The 21,867-nt window shown below is 73.7% G+C and carries 22 protein-coding genes and 1 pseudogene; 7 read left to right on the plus strand and 16 right to left on the minus strand.

Annotated elements, in window-relative coordinates; genetic code table 11:
• Positions 1 to 495: RICIN domain-containing protein (locus PV343_RS10265; RefSeq protein ID WP_319146524.1), on the plus strand; the 495-nt coding region annotated here is incomplete at its 5' end.
• Between the two features lie 362 nt (positions 496 to 857).
• Here the strand turns inward: PV343_RS10265 and PV343_RS10270 are convergent.
• Together PV343_RS10270 and PV343_RS10275 are read right to left on the minus strand one after the other, a co-directional pair.
• Positions 858 to 1,298 (minus strand): annotated as a pseudogene (locus tag PV343_RS10270) (aquaporin); the annotation flags it as partial.
• A gap of 115 nt (positions 1,299 to 1,413) precedes the next feature.
• On the minus strand, positions 1,414 to 1,968 hold the full coding sequence (locus PV343_RS10275) for a TetR family transcriptional regulator (RefSeq protein WP_319146525.1): 555 nt from the start codon (positions 1,966 to 1,968) through the stop codon (positions 1,414 to 1,416).
• 290 nt (positions 1,969 to 2,258) lie between these two features.
• On the opposite strand from PV343_RS10275, the gene PV343_RS10280 reads away from it, so the two are divergent.
• On the plus strand, positions 2,259 to 3,131 hold the full coding sequence (locus PV343_RS10280; RefSeq protein ID WP_319146526.1) for an SGNH/GDSL hydrolase family protein: 873 nt from the start codon (positions 2,259 to 2,261) through the stop codon (positions 3,129 to 3,131).
• A 73-nt stretch (positions 3,132 to 3,204) separates the two neighbouring features.
• Here the strand turns inward: PV343_RS10280 and PV343_RS10285 are convergent, their stop codons facing one another.
• Together PV343_RS10285 and PV343_RS10290 are read right to left on the minus strand one after the other, a co-directional pair.
• Positions 3,205 to 3,381: a hypothetical protein gene (locus PV343_RS10285; RefSeq protein WP_319146527.1), complete on the minus strand. Its 177-nt coding sequence runs from the start codon at positions 3,379 to 3,381 to the stop codon at positions 3,205 to 3,207.
• Between the two features lie 26 nt (positions 3,382 to 3,407).
• Positions 3,408 to 3,764: a PRC-barrel domain-containing protein gene (locus tag PV343_RS10290; RefSeq protein WP_319146683.1), complete on the minus strand. Its 357-nt coding sequence runs from the start codon at positions 3,762 to 3,764 to the stop codon at positions 3,408 to 3,410.
• A 112-nt stretch (positions 3,765 to 3,876) separates the two neighbouring features.
• Between PV343_RS10290 and PV343_RS10295 the strand changes: the two genes are divergently transcribed.
• Positions 3,877 to 4,092, plus strand: a complete 216-nt coding sequence (locus PV343_RS10295) for a hypothetical protein (RefSeq protein ID WP_319146528.1) — start codon at positions 3,877 to 3,879, stop codon at positions 4,090 to 4,092.
• An 18-nt stretch (positions 4,093 to 4,110) separates the two neighbouring features.
• On the opposite strand, the gene PV343_RS10300 is transcribed toward PV343_RS10295, so the two are convergent.
• Positions 4,111 to 4,902, minus strand: a complete 792-nt coding sequence (locus PV343_RS10300; protein ID WP_319146529.1) for an SDR family NAD(P)-dependent oxidoreductase — start codon at positions 4,900 to 4,902, stop codon at positions 4,111 to 4,113.
• 124 nt (positions 4,903 to 5,026) lie between these two features.
• Between PV343_RS10300 and PV343_RS10305 the strand changes: the two genes are divergently transcribed.
• Both PV343_RS10305 and PV343_RS10310 read left to right on the plus strand, forming a co-directional pair.
• A complete protein-coding gene (locus PV343_RS10305) occupies positions 5,027 to 5,626 on the plus strand; it encodes a TetR/AcrR family transcriptional regulator (RefSeq protein WP_319146530.1) in 600 nt (199 codons plus the stop codon).
• 89 nt (positions 5,627 to 5,715) lie between these two features.
• Positions 5,716 to 6,078: a hypothetical protein gene (locus PV343_RS10310; protein WP_319146531.1), complete on the plus strand. Its 363-nt coding sequence runs from the start codon at positions 5,716 to 5,718 to the stop codon at positions 6,076 to 6,078.
• A 203-nt stretch (positions 6,079 to 6,281) separates the two neighbouring features.
• Here the strand turns inward: PV343_RS10310 and PV343_RS10315 are convergent, their stop codons facing one another.
• Positions 6,282 to 7,001 (minus strand): FAD binding domain-containing protein, encoded by a 720-nt coding sequence (locus PV343_RS10315; protein WP_319146532.1) that lies wholly within the window; start codon positions 6,999 to 7,001, stop codon positions 6,282 to 6,284.
• Positions 7,002 to 7,077: 76 nt separating this feature from the next.
• On the minus strand, positions 7,078 to 7,245 hold the full coding sequence (locus PV343_RS10320; RefSeq protein WP_319146533.1) for a hypothetical protein: 168 nt from the start codon (positions 7,243 to 7,245) through the stop codon (positions 7,078 to 7,080).
• Positions 7,246 to 7,254: 9 nt separating this feature from the next.
• On the opposite strand from PV343_RS10320, the gene PV343_RS10325 reads away from it, so the two are divergent.
• Together PV343_RS10325 and PV343_RS10330 are read left to right on the plus strand one after the other, a co-directional pair.
• Positions 7,255 to 8,328: a PP2C family protein-serine/threonine phosphatase gene (locus tag PV343_RS10325; protein WP_415923479.1), complete on the plus strand. Its 1,074-nt coding sequence runs from the start codon at positions 7,255 to 7,257 to the stop codon at positions 8,326 to 8,328.
• A gap of 169 nt (positions 8,329 to 8,497) precedes the next feature.
• Positions 8,498 to 10,222: a serine/threonine-protein kinase gene (locus tag PV343_RS10330; protein WP_319146535.1), complete on the plus strand. Its 1,725-nt coding sequence runs from the start codon at positions 8,498 to 8,500 to the stop codon at positions 10,220 to 10,222.
• 13 nt (positions 10,223 to 10,235) lie between these two features.
• On the opposite strand, the gene PV343_RS10335 is transcribed toward PV343_RS10330, so the two are convergent.
• The 9 genes from PV343_RS10335 to PV343_RS10375 all read right to left on the minus strand — a co-directional run bounded on the left by PV343_RS10335 (position 10,236) and on the right by PV343_RS10375 (position 21,680).
• Positions 10,236 to 13,088: a type 2 lanthipeptide synthetase LanM family protein gene (locus tag PV343_RS10335; RefSeq protein WP_319146536.1), complete on the minus strand. Its 2,853-nt coding sequence runs from the start codon at positions 13,086 to 13,088 to the stop codon at positions 10,236 to 10,238.
• A gap of 108 nt (positions 13,089 to 13,196) precedes the next feature.
• Positions 13,197 to 13,397 (minus strand): DUF6229 family protein, encoded by a 201-nt coding sequence (locus PV343_RS10340; RefSeq protein WP_319146537.1) that lies wholly within the window; start codon positions 13,395 to 13,397, stop codon positions 13,197 to 13,199.
• Between the two features lie 156 nt (positions 13,398 to 13,553).
• Positions 13,554 to 14,987, minus strand: a complete 1,434-nt coding sequence (locus tag PV343_RS10345; RefSeq protein ID WP_319146538.1) for an aminobutyraldehyde dehydrogenase — start codon at positions 14,985 to 14,987, stop codon at positions 13,554 to 13,556.
• Positions 14,980 to 16,299, minus strand: coding sequence for an NAD(P)/FAD-dependent oxidoreductase (locus PV343_RS10350; RefSeq protein WP_319146539.1), 1,320 nt, complete (start codon positions 16,297 to 16,299; stop codon positions 14,980 to 14,982). The genes PV343_RS10345 and PV343_RS10350 overlap by 8 nt, the downstream gene beginning before the upstream one ends.
• 34 nt (positions 16,300 to 16,333) lie before the next feature.
• The gene (locus PV343_RS10355) at positions 16,334 to 17,413 is read right to left on the minus strand and encodes an ABC transporter ATP-binding protein (RefSeq protein ID WP_319146540.1); all 1,080 of its coding nucleotides are present in this window, start codon (positions 17,411 to 17,413) and stop codon (positions 16,334 to 16,336) included.
• 3 nt (positions 17,414 to 17,416) lie between these two features.
• Entirely contained in the window at positions 17,417 to 18,298 is an 882-nt protein-coding gene (locus PV343_RS10360) for an ABC transporter permease (protein WP_319146541.1), read from the minus strand.
• A complete protein-coding gene (locus PV343_RS10365) occupies positions 18,295 to 19,191 on the minus strand; it encodes an ABC transporter permease (protein WP_319146542.1) in 897 nt (298 codons plus the stop codon). The genes PV343_RS10360 and PV343_RS10365 overlap by 4 nt, the downstream gene beginning before the upstream one ends.
• Positions 19,192 to 19,194: 3 nt before the next feature.
• Complete coding sequence (locus tag PV343_RS10370) at positions 19,195 to 20,322, minus strand: spermidine/putrescine ABC transporter substrate-binding protein (RefSeq protein WP_319146543.1); 1,128 nt, start codon at positions 20,320 to 20,322, stop codon at positions 19,195 to 19,197.
• Positions 20,323 to 20,495: 173 nt separating this feature from the next.
• Positions 20,496 to 21,680, minus strand: a complete 1,185-nt coding sequence (locus PV343_RS10375; protein WP_319146544.1) for an aromatic ring-hydroxylating dioxygenase subunit alpha — start codon at positions 21,678 to 21,680, stop codon at positions 20,496 to 20,498.
• Positions 21,681 to 21,867 lie beyond the last annotated feature (187 nt).

Here is a 21,867-nt window from a genome sequence, read left to right on the forward strand (position 1 = left end):
CCGCAGTCGGGGCGGTGCCTGGACTCGCCCGGCGGGGCGACGGCCAACGGCACCCGGCTGCGGATCTGGGACTGCAACGGGTCGGCGGCACAGAAGTTCTCGGTGGCCGGCGGTGCCCCGGTCGCGGGTCCCGGCGGCAAGTGCGTCGACGTCGCGGCCGACGACACCGGGGTCAACGGCACCGCCGTGCAGCTGTGGGACTGCCAGTCCTGGGCGGTCGACCAGCACTGGTTCCACCGCCCCGACAACGCGCTCGGCACGCTGGGCCGCTGCCTGGACGTCAACGGCAACGGGACGGCGAACGGCACGCAGGTCGAGCTGTGGGACTGCAACGGGGTCGGCGGTCAGAAGTGGGTGCAGCAGGCGGACGGTTCGCTGCTGAACCCGCAGTCGGGGCGGTGCCTGGACTCGCCCGGCGGGGCGACGGCCAACGGCACCCGGCTGCGGATCTGGGACTGCAACGGGTCGGCGGCACAGAAGTTCAGGCTGGGCTGAGCGGGACCCGGCCGGACCGGGCGGGCAGGGGCGGCGCCGGTCCCGCACGGGCCCCGGGCGGAAAGGGTGCCGCCGTCCCCCTCCCGGGCCTGGCGCCCGAACAGTACGGTCGCGGTTCCCAACCCAATAACCGTCCCGGCCAGTTGGGCGGCGACGAACGGGAGCACGGAGCCGGGGGCGATCCCGGCGGCGGTGTCGGTCAGTGCCCGGCCGACGGTCGTCGCCGGGTTCGCGAAGGCCGTGGAGGAGGTGAACCAGCAGGCGGCCGCGGTGTACGCGGCCGCGGCGGCCGGGACCGACCGGGCCCGGCCGCCGCGCTCCAGGCCGACGACGAGCAGGACGAGCGCGGCCGTGGCGACGGCCTCGCCCAGCCACAGGTGCCCGCCGGACCGCTCATGAGTGGAGAGCCGCAGCAGCGGCCGCGTGAACATGGCGTCCGCCAGCACGGCACCCCCGAGCGCACCGGCCGTCTGCGCCGGTACGTACGCGGCGACCTCGCGCAGCGTCGGCCCCGCACCGCGGCGGCGGCCGGTGTACCAGGCGGACAGGGTGACGGCCGGATTGAGATGGCCACCGGACACCGGCCCGAGCAGGGTGATGAGCACCCCGAGACCGAGGGCGACGGCCAGCGAGCAGGCGAGCAGCCGGACGCCGGCGTCCTGCGAAAGCCGGGTGGCCTGGATCGCGGACCCGGCGGCCACCGCCACCAGCAACCCGGTGCCGACCGCCTCGGCGGCGGCACGGCGGGCGAGCGGTCCGGCCGCGGTGGCACCCGGTCTCCGGGGTGGCGCTTCGTTCGTCATGAGAGGCAGTCTCGGGGCGTCCCGGGGCCGGGAACACTGGACGAACACCCCATCCTGGAGGGGGTCCTCCCGTCGGTCGCACGACGACCGGCCCCCCGCGGACGGGTCCCGCTCCTCACGGACGCGGCGTCAGGATCTCCTGGAACAGCGCGCCGTAGTGGGCGATGAGTTCCTTGCTCTCGGTGCGGAGCAGGCTCTCGTCCCGGGCCACCCACAACGCGTACAGCAGCCCTCCCGCCAGCGACGCCGCCAGCCGGGCCCGCAGGTCGGCGTCGGGCCCGGACAGCCGGCCGCGCAGCGGCTCGACGAACACCTTCTCGTGGGTCTCCCGGAGCCGGTCGTGGATCTGCTCCTCGTTGCTGCCGCGCACGAGGGCCAGGAAGATGCCCCGCACCGATCCGTCGAGGTCCAGGAGGAGTTGGGCGAGGCGCTCGCCCAACTCCTCCAGCGGCACGTCGAGCAGTGGTTCGTCGTCGATGGTCAGGTGCATCGTCTCCAGGAAGAGCAGCTCCTTGCTCTTGAAGTGACGGATCACCAGCGCCGGGTCGGTCCCGGCGTCCGCCGCGATCCGGCGGACGGTGGTCCTGGCGAACCCCTGGTCGCGGAAGAGCCGGGTGGCGGCGGTGTGGATGGCATCGCGGGTGGTGGAACCGGAACCGGTCTGCGGCATGCGGCTCAGCATAGGCGGCACCCCGCCCTCCCCCGGGGGCAGTCAGGATTTCAAGAAGTTCGGTCAACATTGTTGACGCGGCCGTCCGGCGCCCGCACATTACCTATCAGTAGAACCGAGCGGTAATCCCGCCACCGGTCTCCACGGCCTTCGACGTGCGCTCTTTCGCCCGCCCGCGTCCCGTCGGCCGGTACTTCCTGTTGCTCGAGCCGCCGCATTCTCGCGAACCAGCACGGCGGGCGCCCCCGCCCGTCCGCCTCCGCGTACCCGTCCCGAGAAGAGGGAGCATCATGCCCCTGCCTGCCCTGCGTCGTGTCATGGCCGCGTCAATCGCGGCCGCCGGAACGCTGGCCCTCAGCGTCACCGGGAGCCCCGCCCACGCCACCACGCCCCTGAAGTACGCCGCCCTCGGCGACAGTTACAGCGCCGCCTCGGGCGTCCTGCCCGTCGACCTCGGCAACCTGCTGTGTCTGCGCTCCACGGCCAACTACCCGCACGTCATCGCCGCGCGCACCGGCGCCCGGCTGACGGATGTCACCTGCGGCGCCGCGCAGACGAAGGACTTCACCCAGGCGCAGTACCCGGGGGTCGCGCCCCAGGTGAACGCGGTCGCCGCGGACACCGACCTGGTGACGCTGACGATCGGCGGCAACGACAACGGCACCTTCATCAACGCCATGCTCGCCTGCGGGACCGCGGGCGTCCTCAGCGGTGGCAAGGGCAGCCCCTGCAAGGACAAGTACGGCACCTCGTTCGACGACGCGATCGACGCCAACACCTACCCCGCGCTCAAGACCGCCCTGAACAGCGTCCGCGCCAAGGCACCCGGCGCCCGGGTGGCGGTGCTCGGCTACCCCTGGATCACACCGGCGACGGCCGACCCGGCCTGCTTCGCCCAGCTCCCGATCGCCTCCGGCGACGTGCCGTACCTGCACGCCCTGCAGACCCACCTCAACGCCGTCGTCGCGCGGGCCGCCGCGGAGACCGGCTCGACGTACGTCGACTTCGCGCAGGCGTCCGAGGGGCACGACGCGTGCAAGGCCGCCGGGACACGGTGGATCGAACCGCTGCTGTTCGGCCAGAACATCGTCCCGGTCCACCCCAACTCCCTGGGGGAGCGGCGCATGGCCGAACGCACCATGTCCGTCCTCGGCCTGGGCTGACCGGCCACCGCGCCCGCCTCCGAACGCCCGGTCGCCGGCCCCCAGCGGGGCCGGCGACCGGGCGCCCGTGCGGTCAGCGGGCCAGCCGGTGCTTCCTTCCGCCGCCCCGGCGCAGCCGCGTACCGGCGTAGACGAGGTCGACGACCAGGACGGCGGCGCCGATGATCAGCAGCCAGAACAGGCCGTGCGTGGCGAATCCGATGATTCCCAGCACCACGGCGACGAGGATCAGCAGCAGGAACAGAACCATCGGACCTCCCGACGTCCAGGGTGCCGTCAGCGGCGGGCGAGACGTCGCTCGCCGCCACTGCCCGGCGCGTAGTCGAGTTCGTAGTGCGCGAAGACACCCGGTTCGTCCGTGGCGTGCAGCTCGCCGTCGGTGTCGATCGCGGGGGCCTTCTTGACCACGTCCTTGCTGTGGATCACCTTCAGGTAACTCGGACCGACCGTCGCCCCGACGAGCGGTACGAACGCCAGGCGGCGACGGGTGGGCAACCCCACCGTCACGGTGGCGAAGAAGGGCTTGTCGGACGCCGTGTCCACGTAGACCGACTCCAGTACGCCGATCTTGTGGCCGTGTGGGTCCACCACGTCGTGACCCCGCCACTCACGGATATCTCCTGCCTCGAACATCATGGGACCTCCGCCAGTCGCGGGTACCCCCGTTCCCGCCGGTGATGTCACCGCCGGCCCGAACGGCGGTCCACCGGGTGCGGCACCGTCCGCCCCGGGCGAGGGTGACGGCATGCCCCAGGTCGTCCAGGTCGTCGTGTACCCCTCCGCACCGGACGGCGGCCGCCGTGTCCGCGTCGGCGGCTCCTTCGTGGGGATGGCGTACACGGTGATCGACGTCGTCGAGTTCCTGCGCGGCGCCGGTCTGGAGGACGTGGAACCGGAGGACGTGGTGAGCGCCGAGTGGATCGAGTGGCGGGGCGGCGGGCCGGGCGACTGGGTGCACTGAGCACCGGCGGCCCGTGGGTCAGCGGCTGGACCGCTGGGCCGCCACGATCGCGTCCATGCTCCGCTCCGCCCCCGCCAGCCGCTGCACCCGCTCGGAGAAGCCCGGGAACTGTGACGCGACCTTGGTGAGGAACCGCAGTTCCAGCGGGGCGACGTTGATCTCGGCGACGTCCCGCTCGATCGCCCGGGTCACCCCCTTGACGACCCGCTCCGGCGCGACCGTGCGCACGCCCCCGGGCGCCGCCGACCCGGTGTTCGCGAACATGCCCAGCTCGCGGACGAAGCCCGGCTGCACGATCGAGACCCCGACGCCCGTGCCGTGCAGGTCCTGCCGGAAGGCCAGGGAGAAGCCGCGCAGCCCGAACTTCGTCGCGTTGTAGAGGGACGACGACCGGGTGGCCGCGACGCCCGAGAGCGACCCGACGAAGCAGATGTGCCCGCGTCCGGCGGTCACCATGGCGGGGGCGAGCAGCCGGGCCAGCATCGCGGGGGCGCGCAGGTTGACGGCCAGTGCCCGGTCGATCTGCGCGGGCGTGTAGTCGAGCACGTCACCGCTGGAGGGCAGGGCCGCGTTGGCGACGAGGATGTCCGTGCCGGCGGCTTCCTCCGCCAGGCGCTCGACGTCGTCGGCGTCGGCCAGATCGGCCACCACCGTCCGCGCGCCGTAGCGCTCGGCGAGCGGCTTCAGCGCCTCGCGCCGCCGCCCGGTGAGCACGAGTCGGGCGCCGCGGGCCGACAGTTCGGCGGCGAGCGCGCCGCCGATCCCACCCGTGACTCCGGTCAGCAGCACAGTTGCCCCAGCGATCCGCACGGTTACCCTCCGGTTCTGTTCGTTCGAACGAACAATAGGGAGAGCCGGGGGCGCTGTCCACCGCCCGGTCGTGCGGACGCCGGCGGAGTCGGGGCCGACGACGGCTGGTGGAACAATGCGTGGCATGCCGAACGCCGCCCCCTCCGCCACGACGCGCCAGCGCATCATCACCGCCGTACTGCGGATCATCGGCGAGGACGGGGTCGCGGCGGTCACCAACCGGCGGATCGCCAAGGAGGCCGGGGTGTCCCTCGGCTCGGTCACCTACCACTTCGAGACCCAGCACGACCTGCTGCGCGAGAGCCTGCTGCACTTCGTGCGCGAGGAAGCCCGGTACTTCACCGAGCTGGCCGACCAGTGCCGGACCGAAGACCTCGGGATAGAGGACGCCGCCTCCCTGGCCGGCCAGGTCGCCTGCGGCTCGGCGCTCGACAGCGCCCATCTCGCGCCGTTCGAGCTGTACCTGCACGCCGGCCGCGACGAACGGCTGCGCGAGGCGGCGGCGGAGGCGTTCCGGGCCTACGACCGGCTCGCCGCGCGCATCCTCACCGCGCTGGGCGTGCCGGACGCGGAACGCCTGGCGGCCACGACGGTCGCCCTGGTGATGGGCTTGCAACTGCGCCGACTGGCCACCGGCGGCCCCGCGGAGGACCTGGTCGACGCCCTCCTCCTGCTCGCCCCCGGCGCCGTGGGCCGCCCGGCCACGTCGGCAGACCCGGCCTGAGCGACGCGCCCGCCTCGGCCGACCTGGCCTGGACGGCGCGTGTCTCGACGGTCGCCGTCGCCGCCCCGGCTTGGGCGGCGCGTGAGTCGATGGCCGCCTCGGCCGTCCCGGTTTGGGCGGCGCGTGTGTCGATGGTCGCCGTCGCCGTCCCGGTTTGGGCGGCGCGTGTGTCGATGGTCGCCGTCGCCGTCCCGGTTTGGGCGGCGCGTGTGTCGATGGCCGCCTCGGCCGTCCCGGTTTGGGCGGCGCGTGTGTCGATGGTCGCCGTCGCCGCCCCGGCTTGGGCGGCGCGTGTGTCGATGGTCGCCGTCGCCGTCCCGGTTTGGGCGGCGCGTGTGTCGATGGCCGCCTCGGCCGCCCTGGCTTGGGCGGCGCGTGCGTCGATGGTCGCCGTCGCCGCCCCGGCCTGGGCGGCGCGTGTACAGGCGGCCGCCTCAGCCGGTCCGGCCTGAGCTGCGCAACGCTCGTCGGTCACGTCGCCGACCCGGCCTGACCTGCGCATCGGCCGCCGGTCGCCGCTACGGACCCGGCACGAGCCGCGTGTCGCCCCCGGCCACCTCCGCAGCCCCCTTGAGCGGCGCGCCGCCCGCCGGTGGCCTACGTCAATTCCGCCGCGCCACGCACCCGTCGGCGCCGCTCGCCCCGCCGCTCCCCTTCACCCGTCGCCGGCGGCCCGCAGCACCGCCGCCACCTGCGCGTCCACGGCGTCCCACGCGTCCTCCGGCAGGTCCCGCAGCGCTGTTGCGCGCAGGGTGTGCAGCGCGGTGTCGGGGTCGTCGTACGGGGCGCTGCCGTCGATCACCTCGTAGCCGTCCCGTACGGCGACGCGCAGGCGGCGGGGGCCGGGGGTGTCGGCGTGCAGGGCGACGGAGACGGTGAGCGGTGGTCGGCCGCCCGGCTCGGCAGGCAGCTTGCGGTAGGCGCTGGCGACCCGCTCCCGCCAGCGCAGGCCGAGCAGCAGCGGGCGCTTGGCCGTGACCTCGGACAGGTCGGTCTCCCGGACGCCGTCCGGCCCCAGCACCGACGCCCGCGCCTCCAGGACGAGGGCGGCGGGCAGCAGGCAGCGCAACGTGCTGCCCACGAGATTGCCGCCGACCGTCGCCGTCCGGCGTACGGCGCCGGTCCCGACGCTCGCGGCGGCCAGCCGCAGCACGTCCGGCACCCGGCCGTCGATCCGGTGCAGCACCACGGCCGCGCCCAGCGTCCCCCGCCCGAGCGCGTTGGCCTCCGGGACGCCGCGCAGCGACATCGCCAGGGCCGGGAACCCGTCCCGCTGCCACTCGGCCCACAGCAGCGTGGCCCCGCCGATCGGTACCGCGCCCTCGGCCAGACACTCCCGTGCCCCGGACACGGAGGTGGGCAGTCGCAACAGCATGGCAACCGACCTGCCTTCCTGGAGAATCGCCGGTATCGCGCCAGTCTCGCCGGACCCCGAGGGGCGCATGCAGGGCTCACACGGGCATGCCGGGCGGCCCCGCCCCCCCCGCCGGTTGGGCGGTGCGCCCGCGTCCCTCGTCGGCCGTCTCCCGCTCGTCGGCCACGGTGCGGTGGTGCACTGTGGAGACGTGGATGTTCGGCGAGGCCTTGCCGTCGTGCGGCAGCCGTGGCAGTCGAGTCACGCGTTGCTGGTGATCCCGGTCCTGCTCATCGTGGTGATCACGGTCGTGGACCAGCTCGTCCCGGCCGACATCCACCTAGGTCCGCTGCTGGTGATCGCGCCCGCGATCACCGCGTCGTTCGCCGGCCCGTGGGTCACCGGGCTGGTCGGCTTCCTGACCGTGATGGCCCAGGCGTACATCGGCTGGCACTTCGGTGTGCTGTTCACCCGCAACGTGCTCGTCCAGATCCTCGCCCTGGCGGTCCTGTCGGCCTTGACCGTCTTCTACTGCGTCCTGCGCGACCGGCGCCGGCACCAGCTCGCCCAGGTGCGCATGGTCGCCGAGGCCGCGCAGCACGTCCTGCTGTGGCCGCTGCCGGAGCAGATCGGCTCGATGCGGATCGCCTGCCTGTACATGGCCGCGGAGGCCGAGGCCCAGATCGGCGGCGACCTGTACGCGGCCACCCCCACCGACAGCGGCGTGCGGGTGATGATCGGCGACGTACGGGGCAAGGGCCTGTCCGCCATCGGCGAGGCGGCACTCCTCATCGGCGCCTTCCGGGAGGCCGCCCACCACCACACCACGCTGCCCGCCCTGGCCGAGGCGCTGGAGCAGAGCGTGGCCCGCAACCTGCCCGAGCTGGAGACCGAGGGGGAGACGGGGGAGCGGTTCGCGACCGTGATGCTGGTGGAGATCCCGGACACCGACCCGATCACCCGCATCCTGAGCTGCGGGCACCCGCCGCCCCTGCTGCTCAGCGCCGCCAGCGCCGCCCTGGTGCCGGTGCACCCGGCGCCCCCGCTCGGGGTCCACGAGCTCGGCGAGGCGGAGTACACCCTCGACGCGTTCTCCCTCGAGCCCGGCGACACCCTCCTGCTCTACACCGACGGCGTGATCGAGGCCCGTGACGCGGGCGGCGCCTTCTACCCGCTCGCGGCGCGGGCCGCCCAGTGGACCGGGGACAGCCCGGAGCAGCTTCTCCACCACATCCGCCGTGACCTCCTCGCGCACGTCGGAGGGCGGCTCGACGACGACGCGGCGCTCATCGCGCTCTGCCGGGTGCCGGAGACCCAGCGCGGCCACCGGCACCGGCGGCCGCCGTGAACACCGTCACCGCGCCGCCGCCTCCCGGCCGCGCGGCCCCCCGCCCCCCGGACCGCGGCCGCCGGCCGCCTCGACGCCCCGCTCGACCCCGCCCCGTGACGCGCAGCCGTCCCGCACCGGAACGGGGGCGGCGCTCCGGCACCGGGCGGCGGCAACTAAGCTCCGGCGCATGAACGGTGAGGGCAGCGACAACAGCGGCAGACGGGTTGTCGACGGGCGGTTCGAGCTGGAAGCACGGCTCGGCGGTGGCGGTATGGGCATGGTCTGGCGTGCGACGGACCTGGTGCTCCAGCGGAGCGTGGCCGTGAAGGAGGTCCGGCCGCCCGACCCGGACCTCGCCGAGTACGACCCGGAGGCCGCCCGGATGCTCCGGGAGCGCGTCCTGCGCGAGGCGCGCGCCCTGGCCCGGGTCGACCACCCCAACGTCGTGACCATCCACCACATCGTCGACGGCGGCCCGGGAACCTACCCCTGGATCGTCATGGAACTCGTCACCGGCGGCTCCCTCGCCGACCGCCTGGAGCGCGGGCCGATGAGCCCCCAGGAGGCGGCCCGGACCGGACGCGAGGTACTGGCCGCGCTGCGCGCCGCCCACGAGGCCGGCATCCAGCACCGCGACGTGAAGCCGGCCAACGTGCTGCTGCGGCCCGACGGCCGCCCGGTGCTCACGGACTTCGGCATCGCCGCCGTCCGGGAGGCGACCTCCCTCACGGCCACCGGATCGGTCATCGGCACGCCGGACTACATGGCCCCCGAACGCGTCTCGGGACACGACGGCGGCCCCGCCTCGGACCTGTGGTCGCTGGCGATGATGCTGTACGCGGCCGTCGAGGGCCACCACCCGCTGCGCCGCGGCACGACCCTGGCGACGCTCGCCGCCGTGCTGTCCGACGACATCCCCCCACCGGGGAAGGCCGGACCACTGCGGGACGTCCTGATCCGCGTCCTCGTCCGGGACCCCGCGGCCCGGCCCGGCGCCGCGGAGCTGGAACGCATGCTGGACACCGCCGCCCGCCAGGCCGAGGCGCCCACCTCCTACCCGCTGCCCGCCCCGCCCGCCCCGCCGGGCCCCGGCCCGGCGGACACCGTGCCCACCGGCTTCGGCCCCGCGCCCGCCATGACCTCCGGGCCGTACGCCGCACCCGGCACCCCGACGGCGTACCCGGGCCCGCACGACGCGCGCCCCGGCTCCCGCACCGTCGCCGTGCGCCCGGACCGCCCACGCCGATGGGCGCTGGTCGGCCTGCCGGTCGCGGGCGTGGCACTCGCCGGGGTGCTCGTCTGGACCCAGCTCCCCGACGGCGGCACCCACGGTTCCGGGTCCTCCGCCTCCGGTTCCTCCGCGTCCGGCGGTTCGGCCACCACCCGCCCGCTCGCCAGCGGCTCGACCGGTAAGGACGCCACGCCCTCCGCGGACGACCGGACCGGCACGACGACGAAGAACCTGCTCACGCCGGACGGCATCCGCAGCGTGATCCGCGCGTTCAGGAAGGAGACCGGCCGGGACCGGTACGGGTCCTTCACGGTGTATCCGGGGTTCATCTCCGCCGAGCTGATGGTGAAGGGCAGCGACACCGCGTACGACTCGTACACCTACTACGTGGGCCGGGGCGTCGAGAAGGGCATCATCAGCGGCTCGCTGACGAGCGGGAAGAAGCCCGTCACGCTCGACGGATTCGACTGGGACAAGGTGCCGGGCCTGCTGGCCGAGGCCAAGCGCAGGCTGAAGGTCCCGAACGTCGACACCCGCTATCTGGTGGTCAACCTGCCGGACGACACCTTCGACGACCCCGCCGGCATGTCCGTCTACCTCAGCAATGCCCACAGCCAGGTCGGGTACATCGCGGCCACGCCGAAGGGCAAGATCCTCAGGGTCATGCCCTACGACGGCTGATCCGCACCACCGGTCAGTCGAGCAGCAGGGGATCGGGCAGACGAGCCGCCGGGTGCATGCGCAGCAGGGTGTGCACCACGCCCGCGAGGCCGGACATGAGGCTCGGGGAGAACGCCTCCCGCGCCAACCCGCCGACCGGCCCCCGCTGTTCGAGGCTGGTGAGGATCTCGCCGTCCAGTTCGGCGCGCTCGCCCCACTCCATGGCGGTGAGGAACTGCCACAGCCCCAGGTCGCCGTGGCACAGCGTATGGCTCCAGCCGAAGCCCTCCGCGGCGCAGGCGGCCGCGGCACGCCGGGCCATGTCCAGGCGGGCCGGATCGCCGGTGCGCCGGTGCAGGTCGAGCATGCCGGTCCCGACCCCCGCGCTGCCGTGGCACCAACTCGTGAAGAAGTCCTCCTCGGCGCCGACCCGGACGTCCTGCCAGTTGCCGGCTCCGGGCCGCCACAGGGACTCCTGGTAGGCGAAGGCCCGTTCGGCCAGCCGGCTCCAGTCGCGCCGCTCGCTCTCGGACCCCGCTTCGCTCAGGGCGAGCCGGGCCAGCGCCCAGCCGATACCGGTCGCGCCGTGCGCGAAGCCCCCGATGCCCTCGGGGTTCAGCCGGGTCGTCCAGCGCGCGCCGCTCGCGTCGACGGTGGCCAGCCCGGCCAGCCTGCGCCCGATGTGCGCGGCGGCGGCCAGCCAGCGGTCCTGCCCGGTCGCCGCGGCCAGGTCGAGCAGCGGCACGATGCCGCCGGCCGCCCCGTTGAGGAGGTCCACCTCGACGTCGTCGTCCACCAGCGGGCCCTCCAGCAGCACGGCCCGGCCGGCCGCCCGCTCCAGCAGCCGGTCCTCGCCCAGCACCCGGTGCAGCGCCAGCCAGGTCCACACCTGCGACGCCGCGCCGCTGAACGCCCCGGCCGAGGGGGTCGGCGTCCGCTCCTCGGTGCCGGCCAGCACCCGCAGCGCGCCCTCGTACGTATCGGCGACACCCGGCACCTCGTCGGCCCGGCCGGCCCGCGCCTCGGCCAGGTACTCGGCGAGGGTCAGCGCCACCCCGCCCTGCCCGGTGTACAGGTCGGCGGGCAGCACCCTGATGGACCATCCCGCGGGTGTGAAGACGGGACTGATCCAGGTGGCCGTGCCGTCCTCGCCGCGCACCGCGCCGTCGCACAGCCGCCGCACCATCCGCGCGGCCAGTTTCCGGCGGCGGCGCTCCGCGTCCCGTGCGTGCGGGTCTCGCGCGGCCTCCTGCACCCGCGCGGGCAGCGAGCGCTCGTTGAGGTAGGCGCCCACCAGCGCGTCCTGGATCACGGACTCCTCCAGCGCCAGGTCCGCCGTGCGCCAGTCCTCGACCGTGGCCCGGACGGCCGCCCGGTCCACGGTGAAGGTGAACATGGGGACGTCGCCGGCCAGGAGTTCCGCGATCTCGCCGTCGATCGTCTCCCGGTCCTTCGGCGCGCCGGGCAGCACCTCGGCGTTGCGCCGCAGGATGTCCCGGGCCCGCTCGACGGCCGCCGGCTCGTCGTGCAGCGACGCCGGGTGCCACAGCATCCGGCCGATGTCGACGTACGCCTGCGTCGGTCGCAGGATCCGGCGCGCCCGGGCGCCCTCGAAACGGCGCAGCAGCCGGTACGGGTCGGTCCCGGGCCGGCGCAGGTGCGCGGTCATCTCCTTGAAGCCCGCCAGGACCCGGTCCCAGTACGCGCTCAGCACGGGGGTGGGACCGGGGTGGTTGCCCGCGCCGGGCATGGCCACCAGGTCCACCTGGAAGCGGGCCGCCGCGGTGCCGCCGTCCGCGATCACCGGGTTCGGGATCAGCGGCTGCTGCCCGGGCAGCGCCCCGACCCCGGAGATGTCCACCCCGCCGAGCGCGAAGCCGGTGCCGCGCACGGGCAGCAGCCCGGTGCGCAGCACCGTGCGGCGGATCGCCGCGGCCGCCACGTCCACCGCGTCGCCCCGGCCGCTGGGCGGGAAGGGGGCGGGCGCGTCGAAGAGCGTCTCGGCGTCCACGATCACCGGCACCGGGCCCGCGGCGATCATGTTCTCGGCGTGCATGTCGGTGCCGCCGGTGAAGCGCAGCACGGCCAGCCAGTGGCCGATGTTGCGGTAGAACGCGGCGAGTTCGGCGTCGTCGGCGCAGTAGCGGTGGCCGACGAACTCGGCCCAGCCATAGCCGCCGCGCCCCAGCATCCGCGGCACCCGGATGCGCTCCCCGGGCGCCGGGGCGTCGGGGAAGTCCGCGTAGATCTCGTCCAGCAGGCCGCCGAGCGCCACGTCGGTCTCCGGCGGACGCGGCTTGTACATCACGCTCCCGCCGGCGAGGTCGACCCGGCTGACCGTGAGACCGCCCCGGTGGCTGTCACCCGCGCCGAACGTGACGGCGCGCAACCGGCCCGCCGGCGCCCCCAGGATCCGGCTCAACAACACCCGGTCCTCGGCGAGCCGTTGGGCGAAACCGGTCGTCGCCGCCACCGACAGGCGGGCCACCGAGGCGACGCGCGCGGCGGCGGTCGGGTAGCGGTCGGCCAAGCGGTCGAGGTAGCCCTCCTCGCCGGCCCGCTCGATGAACTCGGTCCAGGTCCGGGTGTCGGTGCCCGCCGCCGCGTCTTTGGGCGCTGGTCCGTCCCCGGCCGTCATGCGCAGCGCGTGCAGTTCGATCAGGAACAGGCGGGACAGTTTGGCGTGCAGGGACCGCAGCAGCGCGGTGTGTCCGGCCTCGAGCACCGCGGCGCGCTCCGCGCGGTCCAGGTCGTCGACGGCGGCCAGCCGCCGGGCCAGCTCGTCCCGCCACGGTCGCGCGATGCTCCGTACGGGCCCGGCGAACCACTCGGTCTCGCCCGTGTCCCGCTCGCCCGTCTCCTGCCGCTGTGCCACCGGTCCGCTCACCGTTCGCCGTCTCCCTCTCCACGCCGTGCACGCCATGTCCCCGGTCCGCCGGGGTCGCCGCCGGGACGGGGAGCCGCGCCGCCGAGGGCGCGGCTCCCCCTCACACGATCAGCAGCACCAACTGCCGTGCGACCCGCTCGGGCTGGAACAGAAGCCGTACAGGGAGTCGCTGGGGTCGGTCAGCGCGGCCTCCGCGGCGGCGCCGCCGACGTACAGCGGCCCGGCGGGGTTGAGCTGGCCCTGGGCGCTCTCGGCGCCCGACAGCCAGGCTTCGAGCACGGCGGCGGTGTGAACACTGGACTGCGGCATCTGCGGCCTCCGGAGGGTGAGTTCGGGCGGATTGCCCGGCCTCCCGAGTATCGCCACATCCGAACATCCGTCAGATGCCTGATCCAGCCACAGTCCGGTGGGAATACTGATGCCCCCTACAGGAAACCGGGGCGGTGCGGCTGGCCCGCCCTCCCCTCACAGCATCACGTGCTTGACCTGCGTGTAGTCCAGCAGGCCGGTGAGGGAGAGGTCGCTGCCGTAGCCGGAGTGACGCACTCCGCCGTGGGGCATCTCCGAGACGGTCGTGCCGTGGGTGTTCACCCAGACGATGCCCGTCTGCAACGCCCGGCTCGCCCGCATGGCCCGGTCGTGGTCGCGGGTCCAGACACTCGCGGCCAGACCCTGTGGAACGGCGTTCGCCATCCGGAACGCCTCGGCCTCCTCCGTGAACGGCTGGATCGTGACGACGGGACCGAACACCTCACTGCGGACGATCTCGTCCTCCTGCCGGACCCCGGCCACCACCGTGGCCTGGTGGAAGTAGCCGGGGACGGGCAGCGCCAGGCCTCCGGCGACCACTTCGGCATGGTCCGGGAGCCGGTCGAGCAGGCCCCGCACGCCGGCGAGCTGGGCGGCGCCGGCGAGCGGGCCGAAGTCGGCGTGCGCGTCGTCCGGGCCGCCCGGCGTCCGCCGCGCGGCCCGGTCGGCGAAGGCGTCCACAAACACCTCGTGGATCCGGTGGTGCACGAGGATCCGGGTGGCCGCCGTGCAGTCCTGGCCCGCGTTGTAGAAGGCCAGCGACGACAACTGCTCCACCGCGTCGTCGAGATCGGCGTCCTCGTGGATCAGCACCGGCGCGTTGCCGCCGAGTTCCAGGTGCAGGCGCTTGAGGTCGGCGGCCGCCGCGGCGGCGATCTGCTGTCCGGCCCGGACGCTTCCGGTGACGGCCACGAGCCGGACGCACGGGTGGGCGACGAGCAGCCGGCCGGTGTCGCGGTCGCCGCACACCACGTTGAGGACACCGGGCGGCAGGTGCCCGGCGGCCAGCCGGGCCAGCAGCACGGCCGTGGAGGGCGTGCCGTCGGACGGTTTGAGGACGACCGTGTTCCCGGCGGCCAGCGCGGGGGCGATCTTCCACACCGCCATCATCAGCGGGTAGTTCCACGGGGTGATCTGGGCGCAGACGCCGACCGGTTCGCGGCGCAGCAGGGAGGTGCGGCCCGGGGTGTACTCGGCCGCCGCGGCGCCCGGCAGGTTCCGGGCGGCCCCGGCGAAGTACCGCAGCACGTCGACGATCGCGGGCATCTCGTCGGCCAGGAACAGCGCGCGCGGCTTGCCGGTGTCGGCCACCTCGGCGTCCGCCAGCTCGTCCGCCGCCGCCTCCACGGCGTCCGCGATGCGCAGCAGCGCGGTCTGCCGCTGCGCCGGCGTCGTCGTGGCCCAGCCGTCGAAGGCGTCCTCGGCCGCCCGGCAGGCCGCCTCGACGTCCTCGGGGCCCGAGCGCGGGGCCGTGCCGTGCTGCCGCCCGGTCGCCGGGCCGATCAGCCGCACGGTGGCCCCCGAGGCGGCCGGCGTCTCCTTGCCGCCGATGTGGTTCAGGACGGTGGTCCCACGGGCGGGGTCAGCCACGGCGCAGCGCCTCCTCGGCGGCGGCGCGGCCGGTACGGACCGCGCCCTCCATGTATCCGGCGACCCACTGGTCGGAGCCGCAGACGTAGAACGGCGGTTCGTGGGTGCCGTGCAGTGGGCCCACCGCCATGACCTCGCCCGGCGGCCACTGGGTGACGTAGCCCTGGGTCCACGGGTCGGTGCCCCACAGGCGCAGGTGGCAGGAGGCGGGGCGGAGCGCCTCCGCGCCGAACATGGCGGCGGCCTCGGCCAGCAGTTCGGAGGCGCGCAGCTCGGGCGGAGTGCCCAGCAGGACGCCGTAGCGCTCGGGAGGTATCAGCGCCGACAGGACGCCTTCGCCCTGCGGCCAGGTGCTGCCGAGGACGCCCTCGGTCTCGGACAGGGCGTTCAGACCGGCCTCGCGCCAGAACGGCCGGTCGTAGACGGCGGCGAACTTGGCGGCGACCGCCTGGCGCTGGCGGTGCAGGGAGGCGAGCCGGGCCTCGCTCACCCCGCTGACGGCGACGGACCTGAGGGGGCCCACCGGCAGCGCGCTCACCACGGCCGAGGCGGTGAGCAGTTCGCCGGTGGCCAGCCGCACGGCGCAGCGGCCGGGACGTACCGCCACGGCGGCCACGGGTGAGCCGAGCCGGACGCGCGGGCCCAGTTCGCGGCCCAGGACCTCGGCGAGCGTCGCCGACCCCTCGGCCAGGCGCAGCCCCTCCCAGTCGTCGTAGTCGTAGTCGCCCGTGCCGGGACCGGGCACCGCCGCGCTCTTGCGCAGCGCGGCCAGCAGCGAGATCCGCTCGTAGGAGCCGCCGGCCAGGGCGAGCTGGCCGATCTCCCACAGGCGTACCACGGCGGGCGTGGCGTGCCGGGAGCGCAGCCAGCCGGCCACCGACAGCCGGTCCAGGGCGTCGGCCTCCGGGTGCGACCAGGGGTCCTCGGGATCCACGCCGGCGGCCAGCGCGCCGAACTCGGCGCCGAGCCGTTCGTGCAGGAACGCGTCCCCGGGCCCGAACCAGTGCGGCGGATCGCCGGCCGAGCGGCCCTCCGGGGTGGCGCGGGTGATGCGGCCGGGCTCGGCGACATAGCTGGGGACGAGTTCGAGGCCGAGTTCCTTCACGAGCCCGAGATAGGCGGTGTGGCCGCGGCCGACCACCTCACCGCCGAGCTGGACGATGCGGCCGTCGGGTGCGCGGGTCTGCTCGACCCGGCCGCCGACCCGGTCCCGGGCCTCCAGGACGAGCACGTCGGTGCCGGCGGCGGTCAGGTCCCGGGCGGCGGCGAGCCCGGCGAGACCGGCACCGAGCACGATCACGTCATGATGCATGGTTTCGCTTTCGTGTCAGGGGCGGTCGGGTCCGTCAGGCCAGCACCAGGCAGTGCTCGGGCCGCCAGCCGAACTCCACCGTCTCGCCCCCGCTCCAGCGGTCCTCCATGCGGGCCCGGGCGGTGTTCTGCTCCAGCACCGACAGCGTCACGCCCGGGGCGAGCTCGATCAGGTAGGTGGTGGTCGGGCCGCTGTAGACGGTCTCGCGGATCACCCCGCGCAGCTTCGACATGCCCGGCTCGAAGTCCGACAGCCAGATCTTCTCGGGCCGTACGGACACACTGACGGCGGAGCCGTCCGCGATGTCCTCGCGGGCGCCGACGGGGAGGGCGGGGCCCTGTTCCAGGGCGACCTCGCCGCCCCGGTAGGTGCCGGTCATCAGGTTGGAGGTGCCGAGGAAGGAGGCCACGAACCGGCTGGCGGGATGCTCGTACACGTCCTCGGGGGTGCCGCACTGCTCGATGCGGCCCTCGTTCATCACGGCGATCCGGTCCGACATGGTCAGCGCCTCGTCCTGGTCGTGGGTGACGAAGACGAAGGTGATGCCGACCTCGCGCTGGATCTGCTTCAGCTCCACCTGCATCTGCCGGCGCAGCTTCAGGTCCAGGGCGGCCAGCGGCTCGTCGAGGAGCAGTACGGCCGGACGGTTGACCAGCGCGCGGGCCAGGGCGACCCGCTGCCGCTGACCGCCCGAGAGGGTACGCGGCACCCGGTCGGCGAGGCCGCCGAGCTGGACCAGGTCCAGCATCTCGCCCACGCGGCGGCGCAGTTCGGCCTTGGCGACGCCCTTGCGCTTCAGTCCGAACGCGACGTTGTCGGCGACGCTGAGATGGTCGAACAGGGCGTAGCTCTGGAAGACCGTGTTGACGTTGCGCCGGTTGGGGGGCTGCGCGGTCACGTCCTCACCGGCGAGCAGCACCGAGCCCTCGGTGGGGTCGCTGAACCCGCCGATCATGCGCAGCGTGCTGGTCTTGCCGCAGCCGGAGGGGCCGAGGAGGGAGAAGAATTGGCCGGCCTCGATGTCGAGGTCGAGACGGTGGACGGCGTAGGAGTCGCCGAACTGCTTGGAGACGCCGTCGAGCCGGACGGCCGGGGTCGCTTCGGTCGCGTCCATGGGTCACTCTCCGGAGAGGATGTCGAGGCCGCCGCGGCGGCCGAAGAGGCGCGGGATGAACAGGGCCAGGGCGATCAGCGCGACGGATCCCGCGAGCATCAGCGTGCCGACGGCGTTGATGGTGGGCTGTACGCCGAAGCGGATCGCCGAGTAGATCCGCACCGACAGCGGCTGGGGATCGACGCCTGTGGTGAAGTAGGCGAGGACGAAGTCGTCGAAGACGAGCGCGAAGATCAGGACGGCGGAGGCGAGCACGGCGGGCAGCAGGGCCGGCAGGGTCACCAGCCGGACCGCCTGCCAGCGGGTGGCGCCGAGGTCCATCGCGGCCTCCTCCACCTCGGGATTGAGCGCGGCCACCCGGGAGCGGAGGATCACGGTGACGTACGAGATGGAGAAGGTGATCTCGGCGAGCATCACCGTGCCGGTCGACAGGGCCACGCCGAGGCCCTTGAACAGCAGCATGGACGCCACGCCGGTGACGATCTCCGGGGTGATCAGCGGCACCAGCATGACGAGGCCGGCCAGCGAGCCCAGCCGGGTACGGCAGCGCACCAGGCCGAGCGCGAGCGCCACGCCGAGGACGACCGAACCGGCCATCGCCACCAGGGAGATGCGCAGGCTGGTGCCGAGGGACGCCAGCAGCACGTCGTCGTGGACGAAGGCGCGGTACCAGCGCAGGCTGAACCCGCCGAAGACGGTCAGGGACTTCTTGGAGTTGAAGGAGAACAGCGCCACGACGCCGATGGGCAGGTAGAGCAGGGCGAAGAAGACCGCGGTGACGGCGACGAGGAGCCGGGGCTTGCGGTCGGCGCGGCCGCGGCGGGCACGGGCCCGGGGGGCCGGGCGGGCGGGCGCGGTGGCGGTGGGCAGGCGCAGCAGGGTCATCGGGCCGCCTCCGCCTCGTCCTTGCGGGTGCGCCGCAGGTAGCCGAACATCCCGATCAGCAGGACGAGCATCAGCAGCATGGTCAGCGCGGAGCCCAGCGGCCAGTTCTGGCCCTGGAAGAACTTGTCCTGGATGAGATTGCCGATCATGATCTGGTCCGGTCCTCCCATGAGCTGTGCGCTGACGAAGTCGCCCATGGCGGGCAGGAAGACCAGGACGAGCCCGGCCGCCGCGCCCTGCCGGGTGGCGGGCAGGGTGACGAAGAGGAAGGTGCGGACCGGGCCGCCGTAGAGGTCGCGGCCGGCCTCGATGAGGGAGACGTCCAGCCGTTCCAGGGCCGCGTACAGCGGGATGATCATGAAGACCACGAAGCCGTAGACGAGTCCCGCGACCACACCGACCCCGGTGTTGAGGATCTTCGTGTTCCCGTCGGCCAGTCCGACGGCGCGCAGCGCGCGCAGCACGGGACCGTCGTCGGACAGCACCACCGACCAGCCGTACATGCGGACCAGGTAGTTGGCGAAGAACGGCACCACGATCGCGGCGATCAGCGCGTGTTTGTAGCGGCCGCCGTGCAGGGCGACGGTGTACGCCACCGGGTAGGCGACCAGCAGGCAGATCAGGCAGGTGAGCAGGGCGTAGCCGAGGGAGCGGGCCATGACCTCGGTGTAGGCGGGGTCGGCGAGGGCCCGGACGCCGGACAGGTCGAAGCCGAAGCGGGGATTGCCGAGCTCGTCGGTGGTGCCGACCGCGAGGATCGCGACGAGGACGAGTGAGGCGATCAGGAAGCCGGTCATCCACAGGGTGCCCGGCAGCATGAACCAGGTCCACATGCGGCTGCCGGAGGCGTCCCCGCGGCGGCGGGAGCGCGAGGAGGAGCGGAGCGGTGCCATGGGTCAGCCCGCCTTCACATGGGTCCAGGCGGTGTCGCGGGCGTCCTCCGCCGCGCGGCCGCCGTTGCGGAAGAACAGGTCCGCCTTCAGGTCGGCCTCGGTGACCAGGCACTCGGGGAAGGGTCCGACCAGGTCGGCGTAGGTCTTCTCGGAGCCGGCCACCGGCATCGGGTAGCCGATGTACTCGATGTTCTTCTTCACGTTCTCCGGCCGCAGCATGTAGTCGATGAACAGCATCGCCGTGCCCGGATGCGGCGCGTTCCAGGGGATGGCGTAGCAGTCGGAGTTGATCGGCGTGCCCTCCTTCGGTGCCTGGAAGCCGAACACGGAGGGGTCCTTGGCCTGGTTGAGCATGGCCGCCATGTCGCCGCTCCAGGCCTGCGTCATGACCGCGTTGCCGTTGAGGAGGTTGTTGTAGCTGTCGCTGGAGAAGCCGCGCAGCCGCGGCCGCAGGGTGCCCAGCAGGGTGGTGATCCGGTCGAGGTCCGCGGTGTCGCCGGTGCTGACGTCGAGGCCGAGTTCGAGGGCGCCCATGCCGAGCACCTCGTCCCGGTCGTCCAGCAGGAACACCTTGCCCCGGGCCCGGTCGCTCCACAGGTCCTTCCAGGAGCCGGTCAGCTCGCCGATCCGGTCACGGCGCCAGCCGATGCCGGTCTTGTAGGCGGTGAACGGGACGGTGTGCGCGGAGCCGGGGTCGTACCACGGGTCCGCGTAGTAGGTGTACGTGCCGAAGACTGCGTGCGCGTTGGTGAGCTGGCCGTGGTCGATGCGGCGCAGCCGGCCGCCGCGGACCAGGCGCTGGGCCCATTTGGCGGTGGGGAAGACGATGTCGTAGCGGTTGCCCGCGTTGAGCTTGGCGACCATGCCCTCCATCGAGTCGAAGTTCGACTGGACGACCTTGACGCCGTACTCCTTCTCGAAGCCCTTGAAGACGGACGGGTCGACGTAGTCGGCCCAGTTGAAGTAGACGAGGTCGCCGTCGACGCGGGCCCGGACGGGGGCGAGGGCCTTCGCGTCGGGTCGCGCGGCGGGCATGAAACCGCAGCCCGCGGCCGCGGCGCCCAGCAGCCCGCCGGCACCCGCGCGCAGGAGGGCGCGGCGGGTCGGTGGGGTGGGTGGAAGGGGGGACATGAAGCGTCCTCTCCGTCGAGGAACGGCACAAGTCCAGGGCGGACCGGCTGGTCGGCTCGCTGCGGGCCCTGACTCCGCAGTGAAGACCGGTCTGGGGTGGTGCGGCGCGTGTCAGCGGGGGAGGGGTAAGCCCGGCGGGAGCGGCACGGGGCGGGGGCGCGGTGCGGCGGGTGTCACGGAGTGGCCCCCTCCAGGTCGTCCCGGACCCGGCGGGCGAACCATCCCACCGCGGCCTCGCGCCGCGAGAGCGGCCCCGGCTCGAAACCGGGCGTGGTCAGCCCGGCCTGGACGCGCTCCACCAGCTCGGCGTCCTCGTCGTTGGTCACCCAGCCGATGTGGATGTTGAGCCGGCGGGCCATCCGGGTGCGGACGCTCTCGCCGTGCCGGGTGTAGAAGGCGCCGGGGATCGCCGCCCGGTCCTGGGCGGTGGGCAGGGCGGTCCACGCGAGCACGTGGTCAGGGTAGAAGTCGATGAGCGTGTTCGGGTAGATCACGGCGTACCGCCAGACCCGCCGGTCGGCCTCGGTCAGACCGGGCATCGGTGTGGCGAGGCGCTGGTAGAGCCGCTCGGTCCAGTTCGAGGAGGGCTTGTCGCGCAGCGGGGACTCGAACAGGACGTAGTTCTCCCGCACGTCCACCGTGTACGCCTGGTAGTCGAGCAGCCGCATCAGCGCGGGGTGGGCCACGGGGACGTGGTAGCCCTCCAGGTAGTTGTCGACGATCACCTTCCAGTTGGCGTTCTGCTCCTCGCCGCCCGCCAGGTCGTGGATGCGGTGCTTGCCGACCGGGACCAGGCCGGGTCCGGCGTAGTGGCCCACGGCCTCGGCGAGCCCGGCGCACGTCTTGGCCAGCGGGGCCGCCTCCAGGTCGAGGTTGACGAAGACGAAGCCGAGGAAGGACTCGACGTTGACCGGGTGCAGCCCCAGCTTCGGCTTGTCGAGGCAGGGGATCCGGCGCGCCTCCGGGGCGCCGACGAGCCGCCCGTCGAGCTTGTACGTCCAGCCGTGGTACGGGCACCGGATCGCCTTGCCCGACGGTTCGGGCCCGGCGACCAGCCGGGTGCCGCGGTGCCGGCAGACGTTGAGGTGGGCGGCGAGTCCGCCGTCCTCGGTCCGTACGACCAGGACCTCACGGCCGGCGACCGTGACGGTCAGGCGTGCGCCGGGTTCCGGCAGGTCGGACTCGTGGCAGGCGAGCTGCCAGGACCGCGCGAAGATGCGTTCGGTCTCGGCCTCGGCGACCGCGGGGTCGGTGTAGTAGCGGGCGGGCAGCGCCTCCCCGGGATGCTCCGGTCCGGGGGGCGGCCCGGGCGAGGCAGCGGAGACGGCGTCGGCTGCCCGGGTGGTCGAGGGGTGCATGGGGTCCTCCTCCGCGCCGCTGAGGCGGCGATGGGCGGTGAGGCTGTGCCCGGAACGGGCGGCGGGCGCGGCGTTCCGGAGGCCGACCGGGCCTGGGAGGTCCGGCTGACTAATTGGTTAGTCAGACTGGGGCGGGGGTAGGAGCAAGTCAAGACTTGTGGGCTGACTAATTAGTTAGTTAGTGTCG

The organism is Streptomyces sp. WI03-4A (assembly GCF_033792105.1).
In the GTDB taxonomy this organism is placed as follows: Bacteria; Actinomycetota; Actinomycetes; order Streptomycetales; family Streptomycetaceae; genus Streptomyces; species Streptomyces collinus_A.

Excerpts from the sequence above, each read along its gene's own strand:
- PV343_RS10360 (WP_319146541.1), bottom strand. The coding sequence starts at position 18,298 with ATGACCCTGCTGCGCCTGCCCACCGCCACCGCGCCCGCCCGCCCGGCC.
- PV343_RS10305 (WP_319146530.1), top strand. The coding sequence starts at position 5,027 with ATGCCGAACGCCGCCCCCTCCGCCACGACGCGCCAGCGCATCATCACC.
- PV343_RS10350 (WP_319146539.1), bottom strand. The coding sequence starts at position 16,299 with ATGCATCATGACGTGATCGTGCTCGGTGCCGGTCTCGCCGGGCTCGCC.
- PV343_RS10370 (WP_319146543.1), bottom strand. The coding sequence starts at position 20,322 with ATGTCCCCCCTTCCACCCACCCCACCGACCCGCCGCGCCCTCCTGCGC.
- PV343_RS10375 (WP_319146544.1), bottom strand. The coding sequence starts at position 21,680 with ATGCACCCCTCGACCACCCGGGCAGCCGACGCCGTCTCCGCTGCCTCG.
- PV343_RS10275 (WP_319146525.1), bottom strand. The coding sequence starts at position 1,968 with ATGCCGCAGACCGGTTCCGGTTCCACCACCCGCGATGCCATCCACACC.
- PV343_RS10290 (WP_319146683.1), bottom strand. The coding sequence starts at position 3,764 with ATGTTCGAGGCAGGAGATATCCGTGAGTGGCGGGGTCACGACGTGGTG.
- PV343_RS10295 (WP_319146528.1), top strand. The coding sequence starts at position 3,877 with ATGCCCCAGGTCGTCCAGGTCGTCGTGTACCCCTCCGCACCGGACGGC.
- PV343_RS10280 (WP_319146526.1), top strand. The coding sequence starts at position 2,259 with ATGCCCCTGCCTGCCCTGCGTCGTGTCATGGCCGCGTCAATCGCGGCC.
- PV343_RS10340 (WP_319146537.1), bottom strand. The coding sequence starts at position 13,397 with ATGCCGCAGTCCAGTGTTCACACCGCCGCCGTGCTCGAAGCCTGGCTG.
- PV343_RS10365 (WP_319146542.1), bottom strand. The coding sequence starts at position 19,191 with ATGGCACCGCTCCGCTCCTCCTCGCGCTCCCGCCGCCGCGGGGACGCC.
- PV343_RS10315 (WP_319146532.1), bottom strand. The coding sequence starts at position 7,001 with ATGCTGTTGCGACTGCCCACCTCCGTGTCCGGGGCACGGGAGTGTCTG.
- PV343_RS10310 (WP_319146531.1), top strand. The coding sequence starts at position 5,716 with ATGGCCGCCTCGGCCGTCCCGGTTTGGGCGGCGCGTGTGTCGATGGTC.
- PV343_RS10330 (WP_319146535.1), top strand. The coding sequence starts at position 8,498 with ATGAACGGTGAGGGCAGCGACAACAGCGGCAGACGGGTTGTCGACGGG.
- PV343_RS10285 (WP_319146527.1), bottom strand. The coding sequence starts at position 3,381 with ATGGTTCTGTTCCTGCTGCTGATCCTCGTCGCCGTGGTGCTGGGAATC.
- PV343_RS10355 (WP_319146540.1), bottom strand. The coding sequence starts at position 17,413 with ATGGACGCGACCGAAGCGACCCCGGCCGTCCGGCTCGACGGCGTCTCC.